Annotated in this window: 20 protein-coding genes; 13 read left to right on the top strand and 7 right to left on the bottom strand. The window is 71.9% G+C overall.

The annotated features are described in order from the left end of the window. Both ACIY1X_RS04080 and dnaG read right to left on the bottom strand, forming a co-directional pair. Positions 1-1,762, bottom strand: a 1,762-nt coding sequence (locus tag ACIY1X_RS04080; RefSeq protein WP_399678173.1) for an RNA polymerase sigma factor region1.1 domain-containing protein, incomplete at its 3' end; no start/stop codon positions are given. A gap of 329 nt (positions 1,763-2,091) precedes the next feature. Beyond that, a complete protein-coding gene (dnaG, locus tag ACIY1X_RS04075; protein ID WP_399678181.1) occupies positions 2,092-3,975 on the bottom strand; it encodes a DNA primase in 1,884 nt (627 codons plus the stop codon). Between the two features lie 179 nt (positions 3,976-4,154). Here dnaG and ACIY1X_RS04070 point away from each other — a divergent pair, with 179 nt between their 5' ends. Further along, on the top strand, positions 4,155-4,988 hold the full coding sequence (locus ACIY1X_RS04070; RefSeq protein ID WP_399678179.1) for a YihY/virulence factor BrkB family protein: 834 nt from the start codon (positions 4,155-4,157) through the stop codon (positions 4,986-4,988). Between the two features lie 6 nt (positions 4,989-4,994). On the opposite strand, the gene ACIY1X_RS04065 is transcribed toward ACIY1X_RS04070, so the two are convergent. Continuing rightward, positions 4,995-5,990, bottom strand: a complete 996-nt coding sequence (locus ACIY1X_RS04065) for a GlxA family transcriptional regulator (RefSeq protein WP_399678171.1) — start codon at positions 5,988-5,990, stop codon at positions 4,995-4,997. Between the two features lie 92 nt (positions 5,991-6,082). Between ACIY1X_RS04065 and ACIY1X_RS04060 the strand changes: the two genes are divergently transcribed. Further along, positions 6,083-6,928 (top strand): dienelactone hydrolase family protein, encoded by an 846-nt coding sequence (locus ACIY1X_RS04060; RefSeq protein ID WP_399678169.1) that lies wholly within the window; start codon positions 6,083-6,085, stop codon positions 6,926-6,928. Between the two features lie 19 nt (positions 6,929-6,947). Here ACIY1X_RS04060 and ACIY1X_RS04055 read toward each other — a convergent pair whose 3' ends face one another. Both ACIY1X_RS04055 and phaP read right to left on the bottom strand, forming a co-directional pair. Further along, complete coding sequence (locus tag ACIY1X_RS04055; RefSeq protein WP_399678167.1) at positions 6,948-7,706, bottom strand: 3-hydroxyacyl-CoA dehydrogenase; 759 nt, start codon at positions 7,704-7,706, stop codon at positions 6,948-6,950. 187 nt (positions 7,707-7,893) lie between these two features. Next, positions 7,894-8,445 (bottom strand): TIGR01841 family phasin, encoded by a 552-nt coding sequence (gene phaP / locus ACIY1X_RS04050; RefSeq protein WP_038209339.1) that lies wholly within the window; start codon positions 8,443-8,445, stop codon positions 7,894-7,896. A 199-nt stretch (positions 8,446-8,644) separates the two neighbouring features. On the opposite strand from phaP, the gene ACIY1X_RS04045 reads away from it, so the two are divergent. Beyond that, positions 8,645-9,097, top strand: coding sequence for an acyl-CoA thioesterase (locus ACIY1X_RS04045; protein WP_399678165.1), 453 nt, complete (start codon positions 8,645-8,647; stop codon positions 9,095-9,097). On the opposite strand, the gene ACIY1X_RS04040 is transcribed toward ACIY1X_RS04045, so the two are convergent. Further along, positions 9,075-9,488 carry a hypothetical protein gene (locus ACIY1X_RS04040; RefSeq protein ID WP_399678164.1) on the bottom strand — a complete coding sequence of 138 codons (414 nt, stop codon included), beginning with the start codon at positions 9,486-9,488 and terminating at the stop codon, positions 9,075-9,077. The genes ACIY1X_RS04045 and ACIY1X_RS04040 overlap by 23 nt on opposite strands. Before the next feature lie 20 nt (positions 9,489-9,508). Beyond that, entirely contained in the window at positions 9,509-9,742 is a 234-nt protein-coding gene (locus ACIY1X_RS04035) for a CsbD family protein (RefSeq protein WP_399678162.1), read from the bottom strand. Positions 9,743-9,962: 220 nt separating this feature from the next. Between ACIY1X_RS04035 and pncB the strand changes: the two genes are divergently transcribed. The 10 genes from pncB to ACIY1X_RS03985 all read left to right on the top strand — a co-directional run. Further along, on the top strand, positions 9,963-11,174 hold the full coding sequence (gene pncB, locus ACIY1X_RS04030) for a nicotinate phosphoribosyltransferase (protein WP_399678160.1): 1,212 nt from the start codon (positions 9,963-9,965) through the stop codon (positions 11,172-11,174). After that, entirely contained in the window at positions 11,171-12,580 is a 1,410-nt protein-coding gene (locus ACIY1X_RS04025) for a sodium:proton antiporter (RefSeq protein WP_399678159.1), read from the top strand. The genes pncB and ACIY1X_RS04025 overlap by 4 nt, the downstream gene beginning before the upstream one ends. Before the next feature lie 11 nt (positions 12,581-12,591). After that, a complete protein-coding gene (locus ACIY1X_RS04020) occupies positions 12,592-13,575 on the top strand; it encodes a 2-hydroxyacid dehydrogenase (RefSeq protein ID WP_399678158.1) in 984 nt (327 codons plus the stop codon). Further along, on the top strand, positions 13,575-15,035 hold the full coding sequence (rmuC, locus tag ACIY1X_RS04015; protein ID WP_399678157.1) for a DNA recombination protein RmuC: 1,461 nt from the start codon (positions 13,575-13,577) through the stop codon (positions 15,033-15,035). The genes ACIY1X_RS04020 and rmuC overlap by 1 nt, the downstream gene beginning before the upstream one ends. A 16-nt stretch (positions 15,036-15,051) precedes the next feature. Further along, positions 15,052-16,242, top strand: coding sequence for an MFS transporter (locus ACIY1X_RS04010; RefSeq protein WP_399678156.1), 1,191 nt, complete (start codon positions 15,052-15,054; stop codon positions 16,240-16,242). A 59-nt stretch (positions 16,243-16,301) separates the two neighbouring features. After that, positions 16,302-20,423: a WGR and DUF4132 domain-containing protein gene (locus ACIY1X_RS04005; RefSeq protein WP_399678154.1), complete on the top strand. Its 4,122-nt coding sequence runs from the start codon at positions 16,302-16,304 to the stop codon at positions 20,421-20,423. Continuing rightward, positions 20,420-20,839, top strand: a complete 420-nt coding sequence (locus ACIY1X_RS04000) for a hypothetical protein (RefSeq protein ID WP_038209375.1) — start codon at positions 20,420-20,422, stop codon at positions 20,837-20,839. The genes ACIY1X_RS04005 and ACIY1X_RS04000 overlap by 4 nt, the downstream gene beginning before the upstream one ends. A 68-nt stretch (positions 20,840-20,907) precedes the next feature. Continuing rightward, positions 20,908-22,023, top strand: a complete 1,116-nt coding sequence (locus ACIY1X_RS03995) for an AAA family ATPase (protein WP_399678152.1) — start codon at positions 20,908-20,910, stop codon at positions 22,021-22,023. Between the two features lie 4 nt (positions 22,024-22,027). Then, positions 22,028-24,409 (top strand): DUF5682 family protein, encoded by a 2,382-nt coding sequence (locus ACIY1X_RS03990; RefSeq protein ID WP_399678151.1) that lies wholly within the window; start codon positions 22,028-22,030, stop codon positions 24,407-24,409. A 34-nt stretch (positions 24,410-24,443) separates the two neighbouring features. Next, positions 24,444-25,135, top strand: a 692-nt coding sequence (locus ACIY1X_RS03985) for a hypothetical protein (protein WP_399678150.1), incomplete at its 3' end; no start/stop codon positions are given.

The raw sequence follows: 25,135 nt of genomic DNA, 5'->3' as shown, positions 1-25,135 counted from the left end.
GGTCGAGGAACTGCAGGCCGCGGTTGGTGTACTTCTTGGCGATGGAGATCACCAGCCGCAGGTTGGCCTCGATCATCTCCTTCTTGGCCTCGCGCGAGTTGGCCTCGCCCTGGTTCATGCGGCGGTTGATTTCCTTCAGCTCGGTCAGCGGCACCACCACCTGCGCCTGGATGTCGATGAGCTGCTGCTGCAGCTCCTGCACCGGCGGGATGTTGCGCTCCATCACCGCGCTCCAGGACTTGCCGGCGGCGGCCTGCTTCTCGATCCACTTGAGGTTCAGCAGGTTGGAGGCGGCCTTGTTGCCGTTCCTGTCCACGCCCGAGAACTCGGCGACGAACTGCTCCTGCGGGTAGCCGCACTTGTCCACGATGATGCGGCGCAGCTCGCGCTCCTTCTTGCGCACCTCGTCCACCTGCGTGCGCACCATGTCGCACAGCTTCTCGATGGTGCGGGCGGTGAAGCGGATGGTCATCAGCTCTTCCGACAGGGCGTGCTGCGCCTTGACGTAAGCCGGCGTGCCGTAGCCTTCCTTGTCGTAGATCCTGTGGACCTTCTCGAACAGGTCGGCGATGCGGTCGAAGCGCGCGAGCGCCTCGTTCTTCATCTCCTCGAGCTTCTTGGTCAGCGCCTTGGAGCCGCCGTTGCCGTCGTCGTCGTCCTCGGCGTCGAACTCGTCGTAGTCCTCCTCGGCCACGTAGTCGTCGGCCTCGTTGGGGTTGGAGAAGCCGTCCACGATGGTGGAGATGACGACCTTGCCCTCGCGGATCTCGCCGGCCATCTTCAGGATCTCGGCGATGGTCGCGGGCGAGGCGCTGATGGCCTCCATCATGTCCTGCAGGCCGCCCTCGATGCGCTTGGCGATCTCGATCTCGCCCTCGCGCGTGAGCAGCTCCACCGTGCCCATCTCGCGCATGTACATGCGCACCGGGTCGGTGGTGCGGCCGAACTCGCTGTCCACGGTGGACAGGGCGGCCTCGGCTTCCTCTTCCGCCTCTTCCACCGTGGTGGCGGTGGGCGCGGTGTTGTTCAGCAGCAGGGTCTCGGCGTCGGGCGTCTGCTCGTACACGGCCACGCCCAGGTCGCCCAGCATGGCGACCACGACTTCCATCGTCTCGGCATCGACCAGCTTGTCGGGCAGGTGGTCGGAGATCTCGCCCTGCGTCAGGTAGCCGCGCGTCTTGCCCAGCGTGATCAGCGCCTTCAGGCGCTGGCGGCGCTTGGCCATGTCCTCTTCGCTGAGCACGGTCTCGTCGAGGCCGAACTCCTTCATCAAGGCCCGTTCCTTGGCCTTGCTGATCTTCATGCGCAGGGGCTTGGCCTTCTCGGCTGTGGCGGCCTCGGCGGCCGGCGCCGGTTCTTCCTCGGCGAATTCGGCCTCGACGTCGGAGAAGTCCTCCTCGTCGACCTCGGGCTTGCCCTTGGCGGCGTCGGTCTTCGGCTTGCGGCCGCGCTTGGCGCCGCCGGCGGCGGGCTTGGTGGCGCCCTCGGCCTTGGGCGGGCGGCCGGGCTTCTTCTTGGCGGGAGCGGTGGCGGTGGCGGCGTCGGCAACGGCTGCTGCGGCGGCGGCCTTCCTGGTTTCAGCGTCGGGAGTTTTCTTGGTCACGGTCTTGGACTTGGCGGCGGGGGCCGTCTTGGCGGTTCCTGCTGCCGGCCGGGCCGCCGCCTTGGTGGCGGTGGAGGCCGCGGTCCTGGCGGACTTGGCGGCTGGCTTGGCAGCGCTCTTGGCGGGTGACGTGGCTGCTGGCTTCTTGGAACTCGGCATAGAACCTCTCGGAACAAGAAAACGGGCGAACGAACGGAACACGGGCGCCTGAAGCACCGGGCATGCAGGAATGATTCAACTGGGGCCGGAAAGCGCGCACGCAAGCGGCGAGGCCGCGGGCGCACCGTCCGCAGGGCAAGATGGGTGGGCGAACATTTGGTGTGCGGTCCTTGCGGTGATCCTCCCGGGGGTGCCGGGAGGGGCCCTGATCCCTGCTGCTGGGATGCTGCGTCCTGCTTGGACGCCGGGCCGGGCCGGAGGTGCCGCTGTCGCTCTTGCCGGTTGCGAAGCCTTACATTATAGCGCGCTGCAGCGCAAGAGGGGGATTTTCATGGCTGGCGGCGCAGCCGGTGGCGCAGCTCCAGCCGGCGCCGCTCCAGCGCCTTGTAGCGCTCCAGCGCCTGCGGGTCGCTGCCCACCGTGGCCAATACCGCCGTCTGCTCGGCCTTGAGCCGCTCGTCGAGCATGAAGTCCAGCACGTTGCGCAACTCGGCCAGGGCCTCCTCGGCCGGCGCCTCGCCGTCCTCGGCCGTGAACTGCGGCCCGGCGGCCAGCCGCTCGACCAGCGGCTCGAAGGGCTGCCCGCGCAGCCCCTCGCGCAGGGCTGCGAAGGGCTGGATGCCGTGCTCGTGCACCTGGCCGTCCAGCCAGGTGAAGAACTCGCCGTGCGCGCCGGGCAGGGCGCACAGCAGGGCGTGCATCTCGTGCGACAGCGCCTCCCACTCCTGCGGATGGGCCAGCAGCAGGCGTAGCGCCACGTCGGCGCGCGAGGGCGGCTGGCCGCGCCCGCGCAGGGCCGGGGGCGGCGGCGCTGCCCTGCGCTGCGACGAGGAGCCGAACGGCCGCGGGCGCGCGTCGTGCCGATGCCGGTCGTCGGGCGCCGGCGCCGCCGCCGCGGGGCGCGCCCCGCCGGCGCCGGCGGACCAGAGCTGCCCCAGCTCGCGCGCGTCCAGCTGCACCAGCTCGGCCAGTTCGCCCAGCATCTGCCGCTTGAGCGCGCCGTCGGGCAGCGCCGTCCACAGCGGCCGCGCGTTGGCGGCCAGGTGGGCGCGGCCCTCGGCGGTGGCGAGGTCGCAGCCCTCGCGCGCCGACTCGACCAGGAAGCGCGACAGCGGGATCGCCTCGCCGACGAAGCGGGCGAAGGCCTCGGCGCCGTGCTCGCGGATGAAGCTGTCCGGATCGTGCTCGGGCGGCAGGAACAGGAACTTGACGCTGCGCACGTCGGTGGCGAAGGGCAGGGCGGCGTCCAGCGCCTTGCGCGCGGCGCGGCGGCCCGCGTCGTCGCCGTCGAAGCTGAACACCACCGCGTCGGTGAAGCGGAACAGCTTCTGCACGTGGTCCGCGGTGCAGGCCGTGCCCAGCGTGGCCACCGCGTTGGGAAAGCCCAGCTGCGCCAGCGCCACCACGTCCATGTAGCCCTCGGTCACCAGCGCGTAGCCCTTGTCGCGCAGCGCGGCGCGGGCCTCGAACAGGCCGTACAGCTCGCGGCCCTTGCTGAACACCGGCGTTTCGGGCGAGTTCAGGTACTTGGGCTTCTCGTCGCCCAGCACGCGGCCGCCGAAGCCGATGCACTCGCCCTTGACGTTGCGGATCGGGAACATGATCCGGTCGCGGAAGCGGTCGTAGCGCCGGCCTTCCTCCTCCTCGCTCACGATGACCAGGCCGCTCTCGGCCAGCAGCGGGTCGTCGTAGGCGGGGAACACGCTGGCCAGCGCGCGCCAGCCCTCGGGCGCGTAGCCCAGCCCGAAGTCGCGCGCCACCGCGCCCGACAGGCCGCGGCCCTTGAGGTACTCGACGGCGCGGGGCGAGGTCTTCAGGTGCCTGCGGTAGGCCTCGCCGGCCTTCTCCAGTACGTCGGTCAGGGTGGCCTGCTTTTGGCGCGCGGCGGCGGCGCGCTCGCGCTCGGCAGGGCTGGCGTCGTCCTCCGGCACCTGCATGCCGAGCTGGCCGGCCAGGTCCTGCACCGCCTCGCGGAAGCCCATGCCCGTGTGCTCCATCAGGAAGCCGATGGCGTTGCCGTGCGCCCCGCAGCCGAAGCAGTGATAGAACTGCTTGGTCGGGCTGACGGAGAAGGAGGGCGATTTCTCGCCGTGGAAGGGGCACAGCCCCATGAAGTTGGCGCCGCCCTTCTTGAGCTGCACGTAGCGGCCGACGATCTCGACGATGTCGGCGCGGGCGATGAGCTCCTGGATGAAGGTCTGGGGGATCGCCATGGCGGCGCGGGCGGGCAGGCAGAAGGGGCGGTCGATGATACGCAAGGCGCTCCTACGCCGCCGTGCGCGGGCGCGGCGGCATACTGCCGGCCACGATGCCCGACCGCTCCACGCCGACCGATGCGCCCGCGTCCGCCGCGGCCGACGGCGCCACGCTCTGGCGCAACCCGCCCGGCTTCATGTGGCAGGCCGTCAAGGAGTTCCGCGCCAACCAGGGGCTGCTGCTGGCCGGGGCGGTGGCCTACTACGCGCTGCTGTCCATCGTGCCACTGCTGATCCTGAGCGTGATCGCGCTGTCGCACGTGCTGCCGCAGGACCTGCTGCTGTCCACCATCGGCCGCTACCTCGCCTGGCTGCTGCCGGGCCAGTCGGACGCGGTGGTGCACGAGCTGGCGAACTTCCTCGACCACCGCGACCTCATGGGGCCGGTGCTGCTGGTGACGATGGTGTTCTTCAGCTCCCTGGCCTTCACGGTGCTGGAGAGCGCGATGGCGATGATCTTCCACCACCGCAAGGCGACACACGGGCGGCACGTGCTGGTGTCGGTCGTCATGCCCTACCTCTACATCCTGTGCCTGTGCTTCGGGCTGCTGCTGGTCACCCTGGTGTCCGGCGCGCTGCAGCTGATCGGGCAGGAGCAGGTGGAGCTGCTGGGCCGCAGCTGGTCGCTCAGCGGCGTCTCGGGGGTGCTGCTCTACCTGCTGGGGCTGGCGGGCGAGATCTTCATGCTCACCTCCCTCTACCTCGTGATGCCGGTGGGGCGCCTGTCGTTCCGCCACGCGCTGATTGGCGGCGTGACGGCGGCGCTGCTGTGGGAGCTGACGCGCCGTGTGCTGGTCTGGTACTTCTCGACCCTGTCGCAGGTCAACGTGGTCTACGGCTCGCTCACCACGGCGATCGTGGTGCTGCTGAGCTTGGAGATCGCCGCCACGCTGGTGCTGTTCGGCGCCCAGGTGATCGCCCGCCACGAGCGCATGGCGCGGCGCACGCTGGTGAGGAAGGCGTCCCTGTAGCAGCGCTCACCCGGCGGCGGCCGCGGCCCGCCGGAAGCGGCTCGGCGGCGCGCCGGTGCGCTTGCGCATGAGCCGGCGCAGGGCCGTCGCGTCCTCGTAGCCGACCTGGGCCGCGATCTGCTCGATGCTCAGCCGGCTGCCTTCGAGCAGGGCGCGGGCCCGGTGCAGCCGCACCTGCTGCACCAGCGCCAGCGTGCCGTGGCCCGTGGCCGCGCGCACCTGTCGCGAGAGGGTGCGCGGCGACATGGCGAAGGCGCGGGCCAGGGCCGCGACGCCGGGCGGCGTCGGCAGGGCGGCCTCGATATGGGCGCTCAGGCGCCGGATCAGCTCGTGGCCGCCGGCCATCAGCGCCGGCATCACGTAGGGCGCCTGCGCCTGCCGCCCGTCGATCAGTAGCACGCGGCCGACGGCCTCGGCCAGCGGCGCGCCGCAGCGCAGGCGCAGCAGGTGCAGCATCAGGTCGGCCTGCGCGAAGGCGGCGCCGGCCGTGTGCACCGGCCCGTCGCTGCAGACCATGCGGTCCGCATCGACCGTGCAGTCGGGCTCGATGCCGCGCAGCGTGGCGGCCAGCCACCAGGTGGTGGTCACCCGGCGCGCCTTCAGCAGGCCGGCGGCCTGCAGCAGGAACACGGCCGAGCAGCCGGCGGCCACGGCGCCGCCGTTCGCCGCGTGGCGCGCCAGCGCCCGTGCCGCCTGCCGGGCGTCGTCGCCGGCCAGGCGCCGGGCCAGGTCCTCGGCGCGCCGCATGCCCAGGCCCGGCACGACCCACACCGAGCCGTCCCGGCGCGCGGCGGCCGTGCCCTGCCGCGGCAGCGGCGCGGCCTGCACCGTCATGCCGTTGCCCAGCCGCACCGCGCCGCCGCCCGGCGCGACCACGCGCCAGCGCGGCTGTGGCGCGCCCAGGCCCGGGGCCAGCGCGGCGGCCGCGTCGAGCATGTCGAGCGTGGCCGACACGGCGCTGCCGTAGCTGTCGGGCAGCAGCAGCACGGTGAAGTCATGCATGGCTGAAAAAGCTTGAAATGGGATGAATCGGACACTCGAAGTGTAGGGCGCCCCGGCGTTCAATCGGGGCCTTCATTCACGGAGCCCACCCGATGCCTTCCCTCCAGGTCCGCCCGCAGGCGGACGATCCGCTCGACGACTTCGTGCCGCGCCGCATCGCGCTGGACGGCGAGACGAAGACGGTCCACGTCGCGGGCAGCGGCCCGGCCGTGGTCGTGATGGCCGAGATGCCCGGCATCAGCCCCGAGGTGACGCGCTTCGCGCGCTGGGTGCGGGACGCCGGCTTCACGGTCTACATGCCCTCGCTGTTCGGCCGCGACGGCGCGGTGCCCGGCGCGCAGGAGGGCAGGGAGGTGTTCCGGCGGGCCTGCGTCAGCGCCGAGTTCCGCGCGCTGGGCGGCGGACGCGCCAGCCCGGTGACGCACTGGCTGCGCGCGCTGGCGCGGCTGGCGCACGGCGAATGCGGCGGGCCGGGCGTGGGCGCCATCGGCATGTGCTTCACCGGCAACTTCGCGCTCGCCATGATGCTGGAGCCGGCCGTGCTGGCGCCGGTGCTGTCGCAGCCCTCGCTGCCGCTGGACGAGCCCGGCGGCATCGAGATGGCGCCCGACGAGCTGGCTGCGGTGCGCGAGCGCCTGGAGCGGGAGGACCTGACCGTGCGCGCCTACCGCTTCGAGGGCGACCGCTTCTGCCGGGCCGAGCGCTTCGCCGCCTATGCCCAGGCGCTCGGGCCCCGCTTCGTGGCGCGTGTGCTGCCGGACGGCGCGGCGCGCCGCGAGGGGCTCGCGCCCTTCTTCGAGCAGGTGGTCGCTTCCCCGCACAGCGTGGTGACGGCCCACCTGATCGACGAGGCGGGCCAGCCCACGGTGGCCGCGCGCGACGAGATCCTGGCCTTCTTCGCCCGGCGGTTGATGCCGCCGGCCGGCGGGCAGGATTGATCCGTGCCTGCCCGGGCGCTCAGCGCGGCGCCAGGCGGATCGCGCCGTCCAGGCGGATCACCTCGCCGTTGAGCATGTCGTTCTCGATGATGTGCTTCGCCAGCTTGGCGTAGTCCGCCGGCGTCCCCAGCCGCGAGGGGAAGGGCACGCTGGCGGCCAGCGCGTCCTGCACCTCCTGCGGCATGCCGAACAGCATCGGTGTGCCGAAGATGCCGGGGGCGATGGTCATGTTGCGGATGCCGTTCCTGGCCAGGTCGCGGGCGATGGGCAGCGTCATGCCCACCACGCCGCCCTTGGAGGCGCTGTACGCGGCCTGGCCGATCTGGCCGTCGTAGGCCGCGACCGAGGCGGTGGAGATCAGCACCCCGCGCTCGCCGGTGGGCTCGGGCTCGTTCTTCGCCATGGCGTCGGCCGCCAGGCGGATCATGTTGAAGCTGCCCAGCAGGTTCACGCGCAGCGTCTTCTCGAACACGGCCAGCGCGTGCGGGCCGTTCTTTCCCACCGTCTTCTCGGCCGGGGCGATGCCGGCGCAGTTGACCAGCCCCACCAGCTTGCCCAGCGACAGCGCCGCCGCCACTGCCGCCTGGCCGTCGGCTTCCTGGCTCACGTCGCACTTGACGAAGCGGGCGCCGATCTCCTGGGCGACGGCCTCGCCCTTGTCGACCTGCATGTCGGCGATGACCACCTTGCCGCCGGCCGCGGCCAGCATGCGGGCCGTGCCTTCGCCCAGGCCCGAGGCGCCGCCGGTGACGATGAAAACCTTGCCTTCGATCTGCATGGAAGTCTCTCTCTTGCGTGATGGTTTCGATGAAAGAAACGCATCATAGAGAAGCCCTCCCGCAGGCTTCGCCAAAAAAAAGCCCCGTCGCGAGGACGGGGCCTGAATGGATCCGTAGGACCCAAGGAGACAACTTGTCGGTTGTGCAGCCGGCCGGGTGGTGGTCGCCGGGGCCGGCTGGCCGGGATCAGCGCTTGGCCTTGCCGGCGGCCGTCTTGGCGGCGGCGACGGCTTGCGACTGGACGGCGTTGAAGTTGGCTTCGGCCACGTCGGAAGCCTGCTTGACGGCCTTCTGGACGGACTCGAACGCGTTGTTGGCGGCGGCCACGGCGCTCTTCATCAGGGCGACGCCGGTTTCGGAGCCGGCCGGGGCGTTCTTGGCGGCGCTGTCGACCAGGTTCACGAAAGCCTGCTGGGCTTCGGCGGCCTTGACTTCGAAGGCCTTGCTGAATTCGGCGCTGGTGCCTTGGGCGATTTCATACAGGTGACGGCTGTAGGAAGCGGTCTTCTCGGCCAGGGGCTGCAGCAGGCCGGCCTGCAGGGCCAGCAGCTCTTGCGCGTCCTTGGCGCTGAGCACGGCCTGGGCCGTTTCGGCGGCTTCGCTCAGGGCGGCCTTGGAAGCCTGCACGTTCAGTTCGACGATCTTCTCGACGCCTTCGAAGGCCTTGGTGGTCAGGCCGAACAGGATTTCGACGTTGGCCTTTTGGGCGGCGATCAGTTGGTCAGCGGTCAGAGCCATGTTCAATTCTCCAGAGGTAGGTGGATGGGCGCTGCTCTTTTTGTTGCAGTGCAGCATGAATCGAAGTATGGCATCGGGGATTTCCCTCTACAAGTCCTTTTTGTTGCATTGCAGCAAGATTAGAGGCGCCTGCCTAACGCCGGGGCCTAACACGCCGGGGCGACAGGGCGGCCGCCGGCGCCTGGGCAGAATCGGCCGCATGAGCGCATCACGACCCACGCCGCAGGCCCGCGGGAGCTACCCCGTCTTCCGCACCATCACCACCCGCTGGATGGACAACGACCTGTACGGGCACGTCAACAACGTCGTCTACTACAGCTGGTTCGACACGGCGGTCAACGCCTACCTGATCGAGCAGGGCGCGCTGGACATCCACCACGGCGCCACGGTGGGCTTCGTGGTGGAGACGCAGTGCAATTACTTCGCGCCGCTGGCCTTCCCGCAGACCGTGGAAGCGGGCATCCGCGTGGCTGAGGCCGGACGTTCCAGCGTGCGCTACGAGGTCGGCCTGTTCGCCGCCGGCGCGCCGCAGGCGGCGGCGCAGGGGCATTTCGTCCATGTGTACGTGGACCGCGCCACGCAGCGCCCCGTGCCCCTGCCGGATGCGCTGCGGCGCGTCGTACAGGCACTCACATCTTCTTCATCGCCTTGATGTCGGCCTTGCCCTTGGCCTCCACGGCCTTGGCTTCCTTCTGGCAGGCGTTCTTGGCGTCGCCCTGCATGTCGTCGCACTTCTCCTTGGCGACCTCGTAGTCGGCCTTGACCTTCTCCTCGGCGACCTTGCGGGCGTGCGAGTCGCTGGGCTTGTATTGCTGCTCCAGCTCGGCCTTGGCCACGTTCTCCTGGCCCTTGGCCTGCTTCTCGCACACGTCCTTGGCGTTGTCCTTGAGCGTGTCGCACTGGGCCTTGGCCGACTTGTAGTCGGCCTCGATCTTGTCCTTGGCGGCCTTGTATTCCTCGCGCGTCATGGCGTTCGCGGCCTGCGTGCCGGCGAAGCAGACGGAGGCGATGGCCATCATGAGCAGGTGCTGTCTCGTGGTCATGGTCGGCGTCCTCCTTGCGTTCAGTACTTCTCGAACCACAGGGCGGCGGGCGTGCGGCCCTCGGCGTTTTCCCATTCCTTGACCTGCTTCTCGGCCTCGTCGCGGCTGATGCCGTGGCGTTCCTGGATCTTGCCCAGGAGCTGGTCGCGCTTGCCGGCGACGACGTCGAAGTCGTCGTCCGTCAGCTTGCCCCACTGCTCCTTGATCTTGCCCTTGAGCTGCTTCCAGTTGCCTTCGATGGTGTCCTTGTTCATGCCGAACTCCTTTGCTTGAAACATCCGGCGGTCTATGCGCTGCGCCCCGTTGCGCAGGGCGCCTTGCCGCCGTGGGATCCAGTCTGGTGTGCGGGCGAAAACGGGCCGGTAGGACGCCCCGGCGAGGCCCCGTAGGCGCGGGCCGACGGGCTTCGTGATAATGGCTGCGACACCCCTTTTCGCCCGAGACAACGCCCGAGCCGCCCGGCGGCGCCGCACCATGATCATCACCAGCCTCCTGGACACCGACCTGTACAAGTTCACGATGATGCAGGTGGTGCTGCACCACTTCCCGGGCGCCAAGGTGGAGTACCGCTTCAAGTGCCGCAACCCCGGCATCAACCTGGCGCGCTTCGCCTCCGAGATCCGCGAGGAGGTGCGCGGGCTGTGCCAGCTGCGCTTCAAGGAGGCTGAGCTCTCCTACCTGCGCTCCATGCGCTTCATCAAGAGCGACTTCGTCGACTTCCTGGGCCTGTTCCAGCTCAACGAGAAGTACATCGACATCGTTCCCCAGGCCAGCGGCGAGCTGGAGATCAGCATCCGCGGCCCCTGGCTGCACACCATCCTGTTCGAGATCCCGGTGCTGGCGATCGTCAACGAGGTGTACTTCCGCAACACGCAGCCGCAGCCCGACCTGGCCGAGGGCCGCCGGCGGCTGGAGGCCAAGATCGAGCAGCTCCAGGGCGAGGGGCTGGAGGACCTGAAGATCGCCGACTACGGCACGCGCCGGCGCTTCTCCAAGGAGTGGCACGAGGAGGTGCTGCGCACCCTGGCCGCGCGCCTGGGCGCGGTGACGCCGGGCGCGTCCCCCACCGAGCGCCAGCCGCAGCTGGCCGGCACCAGCAACGTGCTCTACGCCATGAAGCTGGGCCTGATCCCCCTCGGCACGATGGCGCACGAGTACCTGCAGGCCTGCCAGGCGCTGGGGCCGCGGCTGCGCGACAGCCAGACCTACGGCTTCGAGATGTGGGCGCGCGAGTACCGCGGCGATCTGGGCATCACGCTGTCGGACGTGTACGGCATGGACGCCTTCCTGCGCGACTACGACCTGTACTTCTGCAAGCTGTTCGACGGCGCGCGCCACGACAGCGGCGATCCGTTCCAGTGGGGCGAGCGCATGATCGCCCACTACATCGCCAACCGGGTGGACCCGCGCACCAAGACGCTGATCTTCAGCGACAGCCTGACCATGCCGCGCACCATCGAGCTGTACCGGCAGTTCCGCGGCCGCTGCATCCTGGCCTTCGGCATCGGCACCAACCTGACCAACGACCTGGGCTACGAGCCGCTGCAGATCGTGATCAAGATGATCCGCTGCAACGGCCAGCCGGTGGCCAAGCTGTCGGACACGCCGTCCAAGAACATGTGCGAGGACGAGAAGTACCTGGCCTACCTGCGCCAGGTGTTCCAGATCGAGCAGCCCGCCGCATGAAGGCGGCGGCCACCCTGGCGGCCGGCCTGGCCGCGCTGCTGCTGCCCGCCGCCGCCGGCGCCGCCGAGATCGACGGCGCGGCCCTGTCGCCGCTGTGGGCCGTGCCCTTCGCCGGCATCCTGCTGTCGATCGCGCTGCTGCCGATGCTGGCGCCGGGCTTCTGGCACCACCACTTCGGCAAGGTGGCGGCCGCCTGGTCGCTGGCCTTCCTGCTGCCCTTCGCCGCGGCGTTCGGCCCGGCCGCCACCGGCAGCCAGTTCGTGCATGCGCTGGTGGGCGAGTACATCCCCTTCATCCTGCTGCTGACGGCGCTGTTCACCGTGGCCGGCGGCATCCACATCCGCGGCAACCTGCACGGCTCGCCGGGGCTGAACACCGTCATCCTCGCCATCGGCGCGGTGCTGGCCAGCGTGATGGGCACGACCGGCGCCTCGATGCTGCTGATCCGCCCGCTGATCCGCGCCAACGACAACCGGCGGCATCGGGTGCATGTGGTCGTGTTCTTCATCTTCATCGTGTCGAACGTCGGCGGCTCGCTCACGCCGCTGGGCGATCCGCCGCTGTTCCTGGGCTTCCTCAAGGGCGTGGATTTCTTCTGGACGACGATCCACCTGCTGCCCGACACGCTGTTCATGCTGGCCGCGCTGCTGGCCGGCTTCTATGCGCTGGACCGCTTCTACTACCGGAACGAGGGCGTGATGCCGCTGGACCCGACGCCCGACACGCGCGGCGTCGTCTTCGAGGGCGCAGCCAACTTCTGGCTGCTGGCCGCCATCGTGGGGCTGGTGCTGATGAGCGGGGTATGGCAGTCGACCGTGGCCTTCGACGTCTTCGGCACGCCGGTCGGCCTGCCGGGCCTGGTGCGCGACGCCGGCCTCATCGCCGTGACGCTGGCGTCGCTCAGGATCACGCGCCGCGAGGTGCACGAGGCCAACCAGTTCGGCTGGGAGCCGATGCTGGAGGTCGCCAAGCTCTTCGCCGGCATCTTCCTGACCATCGTGCCGGTGATCGCTATGCTCAAGGCCGGCACCGAGGGGCCCTTCGGCGCCATCGTCGCCGCCGTCACGCGGCCCGACGGCCAGCCCAGCCCGGCGGCGTACTTCTGGGCCACGGGCGCGCTCAGCTCCTTCCTGGACAACGCGCCGACCTACCTGGTCTTCTTCAACACCGCCGGGGGCGACGCCGCCACGCTGATGACCACCCATGCCGCCACGCTGGCCGCCATCTCGGCCGGCGCGGTGTTCATGGGCGCCAACAGCTACATCGGCAACGCGCCCAACCTGATGGTCAAGGCCATCGCCGAGAGCCGCGGCGTGCGCATGCCCAGCTTCTTCGGCTACATGGCCTGGTCGTGCGGCATCCTGCTGCCGCTGTTCGTCATCGCCACTTTCATCTTCTTCCGCTGAGGTTCATGTCCATGAGCAAGCCCAAGGTCCTGGTTGCCCGCGCCGTCTTTCCCGAGGCCGTCGCGCGGCTGGAGGAACATTTCGAGGTCGAGACCAATCCCGACGATGCGCTGTGGAGCAAGGCGCAGCTCATCGGGAAGCTGCAGGGCAAGGCGGGCGTCTTCACCACCGGCAGCGAGCGCATCGACGCCGAGGTGCTCGACGCCTGCCCCGGCCTGAAGATCTGCGCCAACATGGCCGTGGGCTACAACAACTTCGACGTGCCGGCCATGACCGCGCGCGGCGTGCTCGCCACCAACGCGCCGGACGTGCTGACCGAGACCACCGCGGACTTCGGCTTCGCGCTGCTGATGGCCACCGCCCGCCGCATCACCGAGAGCGAGCATTTCCTGCGCGCCGGGAAGTGGACCAAATGGTCCTACGACATGTTCGCCGGCGGCGAGGTGCACGGCAGCACGCTGGGCATCATCGGCATGGGCCGCATCGGGCAGGGCATCGCCAAGCGCGGCGCGCACGGCTTCGGCATGAAGGTGCTCTACTACAACCGCTCGCGCCTCGCGCCCGCGATGGAGGCCGAGTGCAAGGCCGGCTACGTCGGCAAGGAAGAGCTGCTGAAGACCGCCGACCACGTGGTGCTGGTGGTGCCGTACACGCCCGAATCGCACCACACCATCGGCGCGGCCGAGCTGGCGCTGATGAAGCCGACCGCCACGCTGATCAACATCGCGCGCGGCGGCATCGTCGACGACGCGGCGCTCGCCGCGGCGCTGCGCGAGAAGCGCATCGCCGCCGCCGGGCTCGACGTGTTCGAGGGCGAGCCCCAGGTGCATCCCGACCTGCTGGCCGTGCCCAACGTGGTGCTCACCCCGCACATCGCCAGCGCCACGGTGCCGACGCGGCGCGCGATGGCCGACCTGGCGGTGGACAACCTGATCGGCTACCTGGTGCACGGCCAGCCGAAGACGCCGCTGAACCCGGAGGTGGTGAAGGCCTGATGGACACGCTCCCCCTGGAGACCTGGCTGCTGCTGGCGCTGGCGGCGGTCAACCTCGTTCTGCTGCTGTGGCTGCTGCTGCGCCGCCCGCCGCCGCCCGACGGCGCGGTGCTGTCCTCCGTGGTCGGCGCGGCCGCCGACAAGTCCGAGCGCAGCCTGCGCCAGGAGCTCGCCGAGTCCGCCCGCGCAACGCGCCAGGAAAGCGCGCAGCAGCTCGCCACCTTCCAGCAGACGCTGCTGGCCCAGGGCGCGGAGACGGCGCGCACGCAGAACGCGCAGATCGACGCCTTCGCCCAGCAACTGGCGCGCATGCAGGGCTCGCTGGGCGAGACGCTCAACACCCAGCTCCACGGCCTGACCGAATCCAACGCGCGCCGGCTGGCCGAGGTGCGCGCCACCACCGAGCAGCTGGCGCAGACGCTCAACACCCAGCTGCAGGCGCTGAGCGAGACCAACGCGCGCCGCATGGCCGAGGTGCGCGCGACGATGGAGCAGCAGCTCGCGCAACTGCAGGCCAGCAACGCCACCAAGCTGGACGAGATGCGCCAGGTGGTGGACGAGAAGCTGCAGACCACGCTGGAGGCGCGCCTGGGCGAGAGCTTCAAGCAGGTGGCCGAGCGGCTGGAGCAGGTCTACAAGGGCCTGGGCGAGATGCAGACGCTGGCGCAGGGCGTGGGCGACCTCAAGCACCTGCTGACCAACGTGAAGACGCGCGGCATGTTCGGCGAGGCGCAGCTCGGCGCGCTGCTGGAGCAGGTGCTCTCGCCCGAGCAGTACGCCGCGCAGGTGGCCACGCGCCCGGACCTGCGGCATGCGGTGGACTTCGCCATCCGCCTGCCGGGCCGCGCCGAGGACGGGCAGCCGGTCTGGCTGCCGATCGACGCCAAGTTCCCCAACGAGGACTACGAGCGCCTGCTGGACGCCCAGCAGCGAGCCGACGCGTTCGCGGCGGAGGCGGCGGCCAAGGCGCTGGAGACACGCATCCGCCTGGAGGCGCGCGGCATCCGCGAGAAGTACGTCGAGCCGCCGCACACCACCGACTTCGCCATCCTGTTCCTGCCCACCGAGGGCCTGTACGCCGAGGTGCTGCGCCGGCCGGGCCTGGTGGAGGCGCTGCAGCGCGAGCACCGCGTCACGCTGGCCGGGCCGACCACGCTGCTGGCCATGCTCAACAGCCTCCAGATGGGCTTCCGCACGCTGGCGCTGGAAAAGCGCAGCAGCGAGGTCTGGCAGGTGCTGGGCGCGGTGAAGACCGAGTTCATGAAGTTCGGCGAGGTGCTGGACAAGGTGAAGAAGCAGACGCAGACCGTGCTCAACACGCTGGACCAGACGCAGACCCGCACCAACGTGCTGACGCGCCGGCTGCGCAGCGTCGAGGCGCTGCCCGATGCGCAGGCCCAGGCGCTGCTGCCCGGCCTGGACGCGGCGGCCGGCGGGGCGGACGACGAGGGCGGCGCTTGAACTGTGTGCGCTCGTCATGAACGGCGCCGAGCTGCTGCGCCTCATCGCTGCGCAGGTGTGCCTGCACGCCACCATGGCCGGCATGCGCCTGGCGACGCCGCTGCTGGCGCTGCAGCAGGGCCACAGCGCCGCCGCGGTGGGCGTGCTGATCGCGCTGTTCGCGCTCACGCAGGTGTTCCTGGCGCTGCCGGCCGGCCGCTTCGCCGACCGGCACGGCTTCAAGCGGCCGCTGCGGCTGTCGGTGATCGCGGCCGTGGCGGGGCCGGCGATGGCTGTTGCCTGGCCGCACTTCGGGGTGCTGTGCGTGGCCGCGCTGCTCACCGGCGGCGCCACCGGCGCGACGGTGATCGCGCTGCAACGCCACGTCGGCCGCGCCGCGCACGGGCCGGCGCAGCTCAAGCGCGTGTTCAGCTGGCTGGCCATCGCGCCGGCGGTGGCCAACTTCCTCGGCCCCTTCGCCGCCGGGCTGCTCATCGACCACGCGAGCGCGCCCTTCGGCGGGCAGGCGGCCGATCCGCTGGCCTTCCGCCTGTGCTTCGTGCTGCTGGCGCTGCTGCCGGTGGCCTGCTGGCTGCTGGTGCGCCGCGCGCAGGAGCCGGCGCCCACGCCGCCGCCCGCGGGCCAGGCGCCCACGCGCGCCTGGGACCTGCTGCACGCGCCGATGTTCCGCCGGCTGCTGTTCGTCAACTGGCTGCAGTCCTCCAGCTGGGACGTGCACGCCTTCGTGCTGCCGGTGCTGGGCCACGAGCGCGGGCTGGGCGCCTCGGCCATCGGCGCCATCCTCGGCGCCTTCGCCGTGGCCGCCGCGCTGGTGCGCGTGCTGCTGCCGCTGTTGGCGGCGCGCGCGACCGAGCGCAGCGTCATCCTCGTCTCCACCGCCGTCACGGTGCTGGTGTTCGCGGTCTACCCGCTGCTGCACTCGCCGTGGACGATGGCGGCCTGCTCCGTGGGGCTGGGCTTCGCGCTCGGCGCGGTGCAGCCGATGGTGATGAGCATGCTGCACCAGATCACCCCGCACGATCGCCACGGCGAGGCGCTGGGGCTGCGGCTGATGACCATCAACGCGTCGAGCGTGGCCATGCCGATGCTGTTCGGCTCGCTGGGCGCGCTGATCGGGATCGGCGGCGTGTTCTGGGTGATCGGCGCGGTGGTGGCGCTGGGCATGCCGGTGGTGCGAGGGTTGAAGACGCCGCAAGGTAGGCACTGATTCATCGACATGCCGGGCCGCTATGCTCGGCCGGTTCCATTGAAGGGGAGTGAACGACGATGCGACGCTTCGAACTGGTCGAGGGCAACTCCAGCAAGTTCTGGGAGGTGGAGCAGGCAGGCAGCGACCTGAACATCCGCTGGGGCCGCATCGGCACCGCGGGCCAGAGCCAGACCAAGCCTTTCGCCGACGAGGCCAAGGCCGCGGCTGCGCTGACCAAGCTGGTGAGCGAGAAGGCCGGCAAGGGCTACAAGGAGGCGGGCGTGGCGGCCGGCGCCGCCATCGGCAGGACCGAGGCCAAGCCCCAGGCCGCCGCAGCCGCGCCGGTGCCCGCAGCCGCATCGGCAGCGCCGGTCGCCGCGTCCGCACCGCCTGCCGCCGCCGAGAGCCTCGACAGCCAGTGCGACCGCGTGTTCGAGGCGGTGCGCGCCGAGATCGCGGGCGGCGCGCTCAAGCTGGGCGACAAGCTCTCCGCCGCCGTGCTCAAGCGCCAGCATGATGTGAGCGAGCAGGGCGCGGCGATGGCTTTCGAACGGCTCAGGAACAGCGGCCTGCTGTACGGCTGGGGCGGCACGGCACAGGTGCAGGACAAGGCCCAGGCCCTCGCGCTGGCGTTGGGCGAGCAGGCGCAGTCGGCCGTCGCCAGCGCCGTGCCGGCCGCGCCGGCGGCCGAAGGCACGCCGCCGTGGCTGGCGCAGGGCGAGCCGCTGCGGCTGACGGAGACCGTCCGCGCCGCCGCCTACGCCACGCGCCGCCACCCGCAGCCCGTCACGCCGCGCAGCGTGGCCGCCGCCTGGCATCTGGCGCGCTCGAAGACGGAGCTGAGCGTCGACGTCAGCGCGACGGACGCCGCGCTGCGCCCCGCGCTGCAGCGCATGCTGGACCGCACGGCGCTGGCCGAGCCTGCCGCGGACGCGGAGGCCGACACGCTGCTGCTCGCGCTGGCGCTGGGCACCACCGGCTACTACGGCGAGAGCGAACCCGGCGCCGCCATCGTCGACTACCTGGTGGCGCAGTACGGCCTGCCGGGCGCGGTGGACGTGTTCCTGGCCGCCCAGCGCGTGCAGGTCGACACCACCTACGACCGCAACGCCAAGGCCCGCAAGAGCGGCTTCACCGCCGCCGTCAGCCGCCCCATGAGCAACGGCTGGCGCGGCCCGCTGGGGCAGGGCGAGGAGGCGCTGCGCAAGCACCTGGCCGCCGCGCCCGAGGCCGTGTGGCAGGACTGCGCCGACCGCATCGAGGCGGCGCTGCCGTCGCTGCACGCCAGCCGCCAGCCGGTCGTCGCGCTGCTGCTGCCCGACCGGCCGCAACTGTCGGACGCGCTGGCGCTGCGGCTGGCCGGCGAGAAGGACACGCCGGACACGGTGCACTGGCTGCTGCTCACCGCCAACGACCCCGCCGCCCTCGCGGCGGCGGCGAAGGTGCGCCTGAGCTATTCCAGCGGCTTCTGGGGCTACGCCCGGATGGCGGCCACCGCGCTCGTCGAACGGGGCACGGCTGCGGTCGACGTGCTGGAGCGCGGCGCCGCGCAGGACGAGGCCGGCGAGGCGCTGGCCGCCATCGGCACGCCCGAGGCGGTGGCGGCGCTGGCCCGGGTGGCGAGCACGTCGAAGGCGGCGCTCGCGCGCCTGTCGCTGGCGGTGGACCGCTGGCCGCAGGCGGCGATCGTGGCGCTGTCGAAGCTGGTCGCGGCCGGCGGCAAGGACGCCGGCCTGCTCACGCCCAGCCTGACGCGCCTGCTGCGCGCGCACGGCGGCCTGGTCGACGGCCTGCGGCCCTGGCTCGATGCCGGCGCGCAGGGCGCCATCGACCGGCAACTGGCCCTGCTGTCCGGCCCGGCCGAGGTGGCCGGGGCGGACGAACTGCCCGGCGTGCTGGCCTCGCCGCCCTGGCTGGCCAAGGTGCAGAAGAAGGCCGCGGGCGTGCTCGCGCTGGAGCCGCTGCCGCTGGCGCCGGTGGAGCAGTGGGCGCCGGGCGAACGTGAGGCGGCCCTGCGCCTGAACCAGTGGCAGCAGCAGCGCCACGACAAGGCGGCCAAGGACGTGCTGGCGCTCATCGACGAACTGGGCTTCGACGACCGCAAGAAGTACTTCGGCGCCATCGGCGAGGCGGCGGCCGCCGCCATCCGCCGGCGCGACGCGCAGGGCCTGGTCGATGCCTGGCATGCGATGGTGGCCGAGCGCAAGAAGGAGCGCTACTACTGGTTCTGGTTCGACGCGCAGTACGTGCCCGTGCTGCCGCCGGACGTGGCCGTGCCGTTCTGGAACGCGGTGGCCGGCGAGACCGAAACCAACGGCGCCGCTTACGTGATGGCCTCGCTGGGCCTGCCGGCGCTGCCCGGCCTGCTGTCGGTGGTGCGCTCCAAGCCGAGCGAGAACCTGCCGCTGGCGCTGAACTACGGCGCCGTCGAACTGGCCGCGCCCGCGGCGCGCGCCTTCGCCAAGCTCAAGTCGGTGCGTGAGGCCGGCCGGGCCTGGCTGCTGCGCTACCCCGAGCATGCGGCCTGCGGCCTCGTCGCGCCGGCGCTGGGCAAGGCCGGCGAGGCGCGCGACTGCGCCGGCTCCGCGCTGCGGCTGCTGCAGGCCCAGGGCCACGGCGCGCTGCTGCTGGAGGTGGCCGGCCGCTACGGCGACGAGGCCGCGGTGCAGGCCCTGCGCGCCGTGCTGGACGAGAGCCCGCTCGACCGCTTCCCCACCAAGCGCGCGAAGCTGCCCGAGTGGTGGCAGCCGCGCGGCTGGCGCCGGCCCGAGTTGCTGAACGGCAAGGCGCTGCCCGACGAGGCGCTGGATCACCTGGGCCAGATGCTCAGCTTCCCGACCAACGAGGAGGTCTACGGCGGCATCGCCGTCGTCCAGGAAGCATGCCGGCCCGGAACGCTGGCCGACTTCGCCTGGGACGGCTTCAGCGCCTGGCTGGAGGCGGGCGGCCCGAGCAAGGAGGGCTGGGCGCTCACCGCGCTGGGCCTGTTCGGCAACGACGACACGGCGCGCAGGCTCACCCCCTTCATCCGCGCCTGGCCCGGCGAGTCGGCGCATGCGCGTGCGGTCACGGGGCTGGACGTGTTGGCTGCCATCGGTTCCGACGTGGCTTTAATGCTGCTCAACGGCATCGCGCAGAAGATCAAGTTCAAGGGCCTGCAGGACAAGGCGCGCGAGAAGATCGATGCCATCGCCGAGGCGCGCGGCCTGACGACCGAGGAGCTGGAGGACCGCCTGGCGCCCGACCTGGGCCTGGACGAGCAGGGCACGCTGAGCCTGGACTTCGGCCCGCGCGCCTTCAAGGTCGGCTTCGACGAGACGCTCAAGCCCTACGTGCGCGAACTGGATGCCGCCGGCACGCCGGGGGCCCGCCTTCCCGACCTGCCCAAGCCGAAGAAGACCGACGACCCTGCGCTGTCGAAGGAGGCCACCGAGCGCTTCAAGCTGCTGAAGAAGGACGTGCGCACCATCGCCGGCCAGCAGCTGCTGCGGCTGGAGGTGGCCATGTGCGCCCGCCGCCGCTGGACGCCCGAGCTGTTCCGCATGTTCCTGGTCGAGCACCCGCTGGTGCGCCACATCGTCCAGCGCCTCATCTGGGGCGTGTACGAGGTGGAGGGCGGCGGCAGCTACGGCGGTCGGCTGGTCTCCTGCTTCCGCGTGGCCGAGGACGGCAGCTTCACCACCGCCGAGGACGACCCGTTCGAGCTGCCCGAAGGGGAGCAGGTCCGCATCGGCGTGCCGCACGCGCTGGAACTGCCGGCCGCCGACGCCGCGGCCTTCGGCCAGGTCTTCGCCGACTACGAGCTGCTGCAGCCCTTCGCGCAGATCGGCCGCGACACCTACACGCTGGGCGACGCCGAGAAGGCCGCCGACAAGCTCGACCGCTGGAAGGGCGCCAAGGTGCCTACCGGCCGCGTGCTGGGGCTCGTCAACAAGGGCTGGCGGCGCGGCCAGGCGCAGGACGGCGGCGGCATCTGGTACTTCCTCAAGCCCCTGGGCGCGAAGAAGGTGATCGAGCTGTACCTCGACCCCGGCATCATCGTCGGCATGGTCGACGAGTACCCCGAGCAGGAACTGGGCGAGGTCAAGGTCGGCCCGCCCGGCTCCTGGGGCGAGATCCAGGAGCCCGAAGCCTTCAGCGCACTGGACGACATCTCGGCCAGCGAGCTGATCCGCGACCTGGAGGCGCTGCGGGCATGAGCCGGCGGGCGGGCGCGGCCCTCGCCGGCATGGCCCTGGCCGCTGCCGCAGGAGCGGCGCCCCGCGATGCCGCGCCGGAGGTGTCCACCCGCGTCTCGACGGTGCTCACGAGCGCGCATTGCGAGGCGCCGGGCTTCGCCGGCCTGTGCCGCGTGATCGTCGCCGACGAGGGCTTCGAGCACGTGCAGTCGCGCGTGTGGATCGAATGGCTGTCGCCGCGCGAGCGCGGCGCGCCGGTGCGTCTGCGCCGCATGGCGGTGCACGACGTCGGCTCCTGGGTGCTGGCGCCCGCGCCGCGCGGCATCGACGGCCGCCGCGTGCACTTCGACGCCACGCACACCTACTCGATGGAGCGCCGCGCGCGCGTGCTGGAATTCGGACCGCCGGGGCACTACCGCTGGATCGGCGGACCGTGAAGGCGTCGCGCTATGGTTGTTCTCCTTGCCGCCGCTGCCGGCGGCCGACTTGATTCACAGGAACCCGGATGGCCTCGTCCCGCAAACCCGATCCCGCCGCTTCTCCAGCCGCGCTGCAGCGTCCGCCTGCCGAGATCCTTTATGCCGACCAGCTCGCGAAGCTGCAGGCGCAGGACGGCGCGAATCCGCGTCCGCCCGGCTGGCAGCTCAGCCTGAAGGCCGCGCGTGCGTTCATCCTGGGCGACGCGCAGCTCGCCATCGCACCCAAGATCGTCGCGCCCGTGGCCAGCATCGAGCGCATGCTGGTCACGCTGGCCACCGGCCGCGGCCTCATGCTGGTGGGCGAGCCGGGCACCGCCAAGTCGATGCTGTCGGAACTGCTGGCGGCGGCGATCAGCGGCACGTCCACGCTCACCATCCAAGGCGGCGCCTCCATCACCGAGGACCAGATCAAGTACGGGTGGAACTATGCGCTGCTGATCAACGAGGGCCCCAGCCCGCGCGCACTGGTGCCGGCGCCGCTGTACCGCGGCATGCAGGCCGGGCAGGTGGTGCGCTTCGAGGAGATCACCCGCGCGCCGCTGGAGGTGCAGGACTGCCTGCTGGGCATGCTCTCCGACCGCGTGATGGCCGTGCCCGAGCTGGCCGGCGAGCACGGCATGCTCTACGCGCGCGAGGGCTTCAACATCATCGCCACCGCCAACACGCGCGACCGCGGCGTCAACGAGATGAGCGCCGCGCTCAAGCGCCGCTTCGACTTCGAGACCGTGTTCCCCATCCTCGACTTCGACCGCGAGCTGGCGCTGGTGGAGGACGCCTCCGCGCGCCTGCTGGCCCAGAGCGGCATCCCGCAGACCGTGCCGCAGCCCGTGCTGGAACTGCTGGTCACCACCTTCCGCGACCTGCGCGGCGCCGCCGGCGGCGACGGCGCGATGGACCGCCTCAACGCCGTCATGTCCACCGCCGAGGCCGTCAACGTGGCCCATGCCGTGGGCGTGCGCGCCTGGTTCCTCGAGCAGCGCGAGGGCTCGCCGCAGGACCTGGTCGACTGCATTGCCGGCACCGTCGTCAAGGACAACGCCGACGACCGCGCCAAGCTGCGCCGCTACTTCGAGCAGAAGGCGGCCAAGCGCGAGGGCGCGCACTGGCGGGCGTACTACGAGGCGCGGCACCGGCTGCCGTGATCGCGTGACGGCGGCGCAGCCCCACATCCTCGGCATCCGCCACCACAGCCCCGCCTGCGCGCGGCTGGTGGCGCAGCGCATCCGCGCGCTGCGGCCCGCGCATGTGCTGATCGAGGGGCCGGCCGACTTCAATGCGCGGCTCGACGAGCTGTACCTGCCGCACCGGCTGCCGGTGGCGATCTACTCCTATCTCTGCGGCGGCGACATGCACCGCGGCTCGTGGTCGCCCTTGGCCGAGCATTCGCCCGAGTGGCAGGCGCTGCACGCGGGGCGCGAGGCCGGGGCGCAGGTGCGCTTCATCGATCTGCCGGCCTGGCACGACGCGTTCGCGTCGCTGGAGAACCGCTATGCCGACGTGGCCGACGCCGAGCACGAGCGCCGCGCCGAGGCCTACGAGCAGGCGCTGACCGAGCGGCTCGCGGTGCAGGGCCGCGACGCGCTGTGGGACCACCTGTTCGAAGACGGTTGCGCCGAAGACGAGCTGGCCGCGCGCATGGCCGCCTACTTCGAGCGCCTGCGTTCGGCGGACGACCCCGGATCGCAGGGCAACCAGGCGCGCGAGCGGATGATGGCCTGCTGGATCGCCTGGGCCGTGGCCCGGGGCGACGGCCCGGTGCTGGTGGTCTGCGGCGGCTACCACGCCCCCGCGCTGGCGCGCCTGTGGCCGGCCATGCCGGCGGACGAGCCTGAACTGCCCGCGCCGCCGCAGGAGGAGGGCGCCGTCGTGCGCTTCGGCTCCTACCTCGTGCCCTACACCTTCAAGCGGCTCGACGCCTTCGCGGGCTATGCCTCCGGCATGCCGTCGCCGGCCTGGTACCAGTGGATGTGGGAGCACGGCGCCGAAGGCGCGGCCCGGCGCGCGCTGCAGCACGTGATGCGGCGCCTGCGCGAGAAGAAGCTGCCCGCATCGACCGCCGACCTCATGGCCGTCCACCTGCGCGCGCAGGGCCTCGCGCGGCTGCGCGGCCACGGCCGGCCGCTGCGCAGCGACTGGCTCGACGCGCTGGCCGGCGCGCTGGTCAAGGGCGCGCTGGACGCGCCGCTGCCCTGGACCTACCGCGGCCCCCTGCGCCCCGGCACCGATCCCGTGCTGGTGCAGGCGATGGACGTGCTGGCCGGCGACGTCGCCGGCGCGCTCGCGCCCGGCACGCCGCAGCCGCCGCTGGTGCAGGCGGTGCAGGGCGAGCTGGCCGGGCTGGGCATCGAGCTGCGCGGCACGCTGCAACTGGACCTGCTCAGCGACACCGGCCGCGCCAGGAGCCGCGTGCTGCACCGGCTGGCGATCCTCGGCCTGCCCGGCGTGACGCGCACGCGCGGCCCGAAGCAGGCGCTGTCGGGCGAGCGCACCGAGGTGTGGACGCTGGCCCAGCCCTTCGAGCAGCAGGCCGCGCTGATCGAGGCCGGTGCCTGGGGCGCCACGCTGCAGGACGCCGCCCGCGCGAAGCTGGAAGACGAGTTGCGCCGGGCGCAGGGCCGCATCGCCGCGCTGGCCGAGGGCCTGAACCGCGCCGCCTGGGCGGGCCTCGCGGCGGTGAGCGGATCGCTGCTTCGCGAACTGCAGGCGGCCGTCGCCAACGAACCGCGCTTCGACGACCTGGCGCCCGCCCTCGGCACGCTGCACACGCTGCTGCGCCACGGCCAGATGCTCGGCATGGCCGATGCGCCGGTGCTGCGCGTGGTGATCGAGGCCGGCTTCGACCGCGCGCTGTGGCTGCTGGAGCCGCCGGCCACCATCGCGCCCGTCGACATGCGCGCGCACCTGCAAGGCCAGCTCGCGCTGCGCCAGGTGGTGGCCGACACCCTGGCCGCGCTGGAAGACGCCGCCGCCGGCGAAGGCGAGGCTGCGCACCGCCTGGCCATCGAGCCCGCGCGCGCCCTGGCCGTGTGGCAGCGCAAGGCGGCCGATGCGGCCGCCGCGCCCGTCAGCCGCGGCGCGGCGCTCGGCGCCGCCCTGAGCCTGGCGGGCCGCGACGGCGCGGCGTCGACGCACCGCGTGGCGGACGCCCTGCAACTGCTCCAGTCCATGCCCGCCGCCACGCTGGGCGACGCGCTCACCGGCCTGCTGGCGCTGGCGCGCGAGGCCCTGTCCGCCGAGCCCGCCTTCGCCGCCGGCATGGACCGCATGGTGCAGGCCCTCGACAACGCCGAGTTCGTCCTCGCGCTGCCGGCTCTGCGCGCCGCCTTCGCCTGGCTGCCGCCGCAGGAGCGCGGCGACCTGGCCGGGCAGGTGCTGGCGCTGCATGATGCAGGGCACCTGTCGCGGCGGGCGCTGACGGGGCGGCTGGCGGCCGGCGCGTCGGCGGAAGACCAGGCGGTTGCCCGGGCGGCCGAGGCGGCCGTCATGCAGCGCCTGGCCGCCTGGGGCATCGACCCGCAGGCGACGTGAACCCGGCCCGGCCGGCATCCAACCATCCGACATCATGCGCAACGCCCTCGACTTCAGTTCCTGGTCCGCCATCCTCTCCACCCTGCTGGGCCTGGTGCTCGTCTCGCTGGTGGCGGTGGGCATCCGCCTGGTCTTCATGCAGACGCTGCAGCGCCGGCGCGAGCGCGAGAACCGGCAGATCAACGAGCGGCTGAAGACGCTGATCGCCGCCTACAAGACGCTGGGCGGCTCCTTCACGGGCGACCTGTCGGTGGACCCGTCGCACCGGCGCACGCAGCGCCTGCGGGCGGCGGACCCCGAAACGGTGGACGAAGGCGATGCCGGCCGCGACGCGCTGCCGGAATCCGCCGCCGAGCGCCGGCGCCGCATCCGCGACGCGGTGGAGGCGGCACTGTCGGACGTGATCCTGCTGGGCACGGAGGAACAGGTGCGCCTCGCCGTGGCGGCGGCCAACGAGATGGTGGCCGGCCGCACGGTGCACACGGCCGAGCTGGTGGCCTCGCTGCGGCGCTTCATCCGCGAGGCGCTCGACCTGGAGCCGATCCCGGCCGACCTGCAGGTGCCCAGCCAGGGCCCGGTGCGCGCCGCTTCGGGCGGCGGGCGGGGCGGGGCGGGCCAGGGTGGCGGCGGCGGCGGGCGAGGCGGCGGTGGTGGTGGTGGCGGAGCAGGCGCCGGCATGGGCATGGGGATGGGCCTGGCCGGCGGCGCCGGCCTGCGCCATGCGGC

It is taken from the genome of Xenophilus sp., from assembly GCF_044462705.1.
In the GTDB taxonomy this organism is placed as follows: Bacteria; Pseudomonadota; Gammaproteobacteria; order Burkholderiales; family Burkholderiaceae_C; genus Xenophilus; species Xenophilus azovorans.
The sequence above is the reverse complement of the archived record's forward strand: the minus strand, read 5'-3'. Positions and strand labels throughout refer to the sequence as shown.

Excerpts from the sequence above, each read along its gene's own strand:
- dnaG (WP_399678181.1), bottom strand. The coding sequence starts at position 3,975 with ATGGCGATCCCCCAGACCTTCATCCAGGAGCTCATCGCCCGCGCCGAC.
- ACIY1X_RS04070 (WP_399678179.1), top strand. The coding sequence starts at position 4,155 with ATGTGGCAGGCCGTCAAGGAGTTCCGCGCCAACCAGGGGCTGCTGCTG.
- ACIY1X_RS04065 (WP_399678171.1), bottom strand. The coding sequence starts at position 5,990 with ATGCATGACTTCACCGTGCTGCTGCTGCCCGACAGCTACGGCAGCGCC.
- ACIY1X_RS04060 (WP_399678169.1), top strand. The coding sequence starts at position 6,083 with ATGCCTTCCCTCCAGGTCCGCCCGCAGGCGGACGATCCGCTCGACGAC.
- ACIY1X_RS04055 (WP_399678167.1), bottom strand. The coding sequence starts at position 7,706 with ATGCAGATCGAAGGCAAGGTTTTCATCGTCACCGGCGGCGCCTCGGGC.
- phaP (WP_038209339.1), bottom strand. The coding sequence starts at position 8,445 with ATGGCTCTGACCGCTGACCAACTGATCGCCGCCCAAAAGGCCAACGTC.
- ACIY1X_RS04045 (WP_399678165.1), top strand. The coding sequence starts at position 8,645 with ATGAGCGCATCACGACCCACGCCGCAGGCCCGCGGGAGCTACCCCGTC.
- ACIY1X_RS04040 (WP_399678164.1), bottom strand. The coding sequence starts at position 9,488 with ATGACCACGAGACAGCACCTGCTCATGATGGCCATCGCCTCCGTCTGC.
- ACIY1X_RS04035 (WP_399678162.1), bottom strand. The coding sequence starts at position 9,742 with ATGAACAAGGACACCATCGAAGGCAACTGGAAGCAGCTCAAGGGCAAG.
- pncB (WP_399678160.1), top strand. The coding sequence starts at position 9,963 with ATGATCATCACCAGCCTCCTGGACACCGACCTGTACAAGTTCACGATG.
- ACIY1X_RS04025 (WP_399678159.1), top strand. The coding sequence starts at position 11,171 with ATGAAGGCGGCGGCCACCCTGGCGGCCGGCCTGGCCGCGCTGCTGCTG.
- ACIY1X_RS04020 (WP_399678158.1), top strand. The coding sequence starts at position 12,592 with ATGAGCAAGCCCAAGGTCCTGGTTGCCCGCGCCGTCTTTCCCGAGGCC.
- rmuC (WP_399678157.1), top strand. The coding sequence starts at position 13,575 with ATGGACACGCTCCCCCTGGAGACCTGGCTGCTGCTGGCGCTGGCGGCG.
- ACIY1X_RS04010 (WP_399678156.1), top strand. The coding sequence starts at position 15,052 with ATGAACGGCGCCGAGCTGCTGCGCCTCATCGCTGCGCAGGTGTGCCTG.
- ACIY1X_RS04005 (WP_399678154.1), top strand. The coding sequence starts at position 16,302 with ATGCGACGCTTCGAACTGGTCGAGGGCAACTCCAGCAAGTTCTGGGAG.
- ACIY1X_RS04000 (WP_038209375.1), top strand. The coding sequence starts at position 20,420 with ATGAGCCGGCGGGCGGGCGCGGCCCTCGCCGGCATGGCCCTGGCCGCT.
- ACIY1X_RS03995 (WP_399678152.1), top strand. The coding sequence starts at position 20,908 with ATGGCCTCGTCCCGCAAACCCGATCCCGCCGCTTCTCCAGCCGCGCTG.